This window comes from Anaplasma bovis (genome assembly GCF_036903315.1).
In the GTDB taxonomy this organism is placed as follows: Bacteria; Pseudomonadota; Alphaproteobacteria; order Rickettsiales; family Anaplasmataceae; genus Anaplasma; species Anaplasma bovis.
In genome coordinates, this window is record NZ_JAWLNY010000075.1 from 1 (window position 1) to 3,565 (window position 3,565).

2 protein-coding genes and 1 pseudogene are annotated in these 3,565 nt (G+C 43.8%); 2 read left to right on the top strand and 1 reads right to left on the bottom strand.

Going from position 1 to position 3,565, the window contains the following annotated elements; translation table 11 throughout:
* Nucleotides 1–744, top strand: a pseudogene (locus R4I06_RS04490) (hypothetical protein); the annotation flags it as partial.
* Between the two features lie 19 nt (nt 745–763).
* Nucleotides 764–3,190 carry a valine--tRNA ligase gene (locus R4I06_RS04495; protein ID WP_334414388.1) on the top strand — a complete coding sequence of 809 codons (2,427 nt, stop codon included), beginning with the start codon at nt 764–766 and terminating at the stop codon, nt 3,188–3,190.
* A gap of 285 nt (nt 3,191–3,475) precedes the next feature.
* On the opposite strand, the gene R4I06_RS04670 is transcribed toward R4I06_RS04495, so the two are convergent.
* A complete protein-coding gene (locus R4I06_RS04670; RefSeq protein ID WP_410519382.1) occupies nt 3,476–3,565 on the bottom strand; it encodes a P44/Msp2 family outer membrane protein in 90 nt (29 codons plus the stop codon).

A 3,565-nucleotide genomic window follows, 5' to 3' on the forward strand; every position in this document is an offset into this window, starting at 1 on the left:
AAGAAGAATATGCATGATGTTAGTAAGGCTATTAATATTCTTGATCCTACAGAAGGTATTGATAAGAAGATTTGTGGTACTGCTTGGGTAAGCAGCAGTAGTAGTGGTACGCAAAACAAAGAAACAGCAGAAAAGTGTTTTAACGGAAGTACTACTAACGATAAACCAACTGGCTTTAGCAAGCTAAGTGACATGTTTAAGACTGATGAGGATAACAAGAACACTTACCCAGGAGACGCAACTAGTAACATGGGAAACCATACCTCATCAAAGATATCTAAAGACGTGTCAGGGTTAAACATAGACCAGAAAAGAATAGTATCAAGTGCCTTCTCGAAGGCACTTGAGGGAGCAGAAATGGTAGAAATTCCCCATAACGTTAGTAATATTCTCATCATGAAGGAAGATGCTATTGATAAGAAGATTTGTAAGGAGTATCACACAGGACATGATACTGAGACAACAAGTGAAACAGCAGGAAAATGTGGTGGCCTCAAGAATAGTGCCACTAGTGGTAGTTTCAAGCAGCTAAGTCATATGTTTGAGGGTGCCGGTAGTAGCAGCAATGAGAACACAACTAAACTGCATTATATAGATGACAAGAATAAGAAAATGGGAGAACACACGTCAGCGACAATCTCAAAGGACGTGTCAGCCTTAGGCAGAGAAGAGAAATGGGCACCAATGTGCGAATTAGGTTGTTTCGCCTATGACAATTTCTTATACTGGCACCTCAGCTTCTGAAACGGATAGTTGGTGTTTTATGCAGCAGTTTGAGGGACGATATAATCCAACACTTGTAGAGGAAAAGTGTAATTCCCTGTGGGAAAGCGAGAATGTGTACAAATGGAAGAATACTGGTGTTCCCGAGGATAGATTTGTCATCGATACTCCACCGCCGACTGTCTCCGGCGTATTACATATGGGTCATGTTTTTAGTTACTGTCATACTGACTTTGTAGCAAGATTTCAAAGGATGTTGGGAAAAGATGTCCTCTATCCAATGGGATTCGATGATAACGGCCTCCCTACAGAACGATTGGTCGAAAAAGTTGCAAATATCAAGGCAGCGCAGGTGCCTCGCGAAGAGTTCATTGCTGTCTGCAACTCTGTGTCACAGAAATTCAGGGCGGAATTTAAGGCTCTATTCAGAAAATTGGGTATAAGCTGCGACTGGTCCCTGGAATATAATACTGTAAGCAAAAAAATACAGAAATTATCCCAAGAATCGTTCCTCATTCTTTACGAAAAAGGAGAGTTGTATAGAAAACAGGAACCCATCCTATGGGATGTAGTAGACCAGACTGCAATCGCACATGCAGAAGTAGAAGAACGAGTAATGTCTTCTCACATGAACGTAATACAATTTCATACTGTATCCGGAGAGCCCATAAATATAGCCACAACTCGTCCAGAGTTAATGCCCGCATGTGTCGCGGTGTTCTTTAACCCCGAAGATGGCAGATATGCACATCTCCGAGGCCAAGTTGCACGCGTACCTGTCGGAGGTGCTGAGGTTAAAATTTTGCCTGATGACAGAGTGAACATAGAAAAAGGCACCGGGTTAGTGATGTGCTGCACATTTGGAGATGAAACAGACGTGCATTGGTGGAGAGTTCACAATCTAGATACTAAGATTATCATCAACAAGTTTGGTCGCTTATGCGGTCTGGAAAAATTTGATCTCCCTGGAGCAAAAATTTCCGCTGCGCGTTTTGAGGGCATGAACATAAAAAGTGCACGGGAAGCAATGTGTGAGGCTTTGAGACAGGAAGGCCTGCTGCTCTCGAGAGAACCTATAGAACATGCGGTGAAGTGTGCTGAACGCTCAGGATCACCCCTGGAGATAGTTCCCAGCGATCAGTGGTTTATAAGTGTTGTAAAACACAAGAGTGCGCTGCTTGAGCAGATACGAAAGGTACAATGGCACCCACCGCATATGCGCAAGCGACTGGAAATATGGGTGGAAAATCTGAATTGGGATTGGTGTATATCACGGCAACGATATTTCGGAGTGCAATTTCCAGTATGGTACTCAAAGCGCGATGGAGAAGTCGGGAAAATAGTACTGCCTGACAAAGACAAATTGCCGATAAATCCCCTTATAGACCTTCCCAGTGGATATGACAGAGACGAGGTTGAAGCAGATGTGGATGTAATGGACACATGGGCTACAAGTTCTCTGTCTCCCTACTTCATAATAAGCAATTTTTCTGGCGATGAGGGCGGCGATGTCATTCCCGCTGATCTTAGAGCCCAGAGTCATGAAATCATACGCTCATGGGCGTTCTACACTATTATCAAGTCCCACCATCATCATGAAAACATACCCTGGAAAAACATAATGATCAGTGGGTGGTGTCTGTCTGATGACAAGACGAAAATGAGCAAATCAAAAGGCACAGCCATAGATCCGGAGAAAATTTTGGCTTTGTATGGAGCTGATGCGGTAAGATACTGGGCTGCCAAGTCTAACCTTGGTTCTGATACGGTGTTCTCAGAAGACATGGTCAAGACTGGGAAGCGCCTTACGACAAAATTGTGGAATGCTAGCAAGTTTGTTTCAATGTTTCTAGGTGACAAGAAAACGCGTTCCCATGACTGCACTTTTCCCACCGACTTATGGATACTGGCAAAATTACACACAGTTGTGCACAAGAGCACTCTGAGCTTCAACAATTATGAGTATAGCGCTGCGCTAGGAACTATTGAGACATTTTTCTGGAACGATTTCTGTGACAATTATTTAGAGCTGATAAAGCACAGGACATACGGGGACCACAGTCATGAGGGCTACACATCTGCTGTGGGTACTCTGGACAGAGTGTTGAAAGCTGTATTGCTTTTGCTGTCGCCGTTTCTGCCTTATGTTACTGAGGAGATATATAGGATCTTGTACAAGGGAGAGTCGGTACATGTGCAAAAATGGCCCTGCTCGTCAGATATTCCGCATGATCAGACCATTGAGAGATATGGGGACATTGTGGTCCACGTGATGGACAAGGTGCGCAAAGAAAAGACTATGAAGGAAGTTTCTGTGAAGTACCCTGTGGAAGTACTTACCATTTGGGGAATGGATAGAAATATTCCTGTGCCTATGTTGCAAGATTTAGAACGTACCTGTGAAGCAAAGGAATTAGTACTGCTAGAGCGCGACGCAGCCGAGTTGAGGGTATCTCTCATCCTGTGAGGAATGGGCAACTGACTATTGCCACGAGAACTACGAGAAGGCATTGCCATCACTAGTAGATATCTTCACTCGCCACTTACCGCATGCTCCAGCGCCATGTCCTTGACTATTACTACAACTATGACACTTTCCTGGAGTCTGAGAGCTACTACTATACTAACTACCGGTACCACAAGTCTTCTTATCGATCCTTTGCGTGGGATCAAGAATATTAATAGCCTTGCTTAACCTCATGCATATTCTTCTTGTGGTTTAGATGTAGATCTCGTGCTGCTCAGCACTGTATTAGCACCGATAGACAATCATTATGCCAGCACAGCCATAAGGAGAGACAGGAAGGCCTTCGGCAAGAACATCATAACAAGCATTAACCAT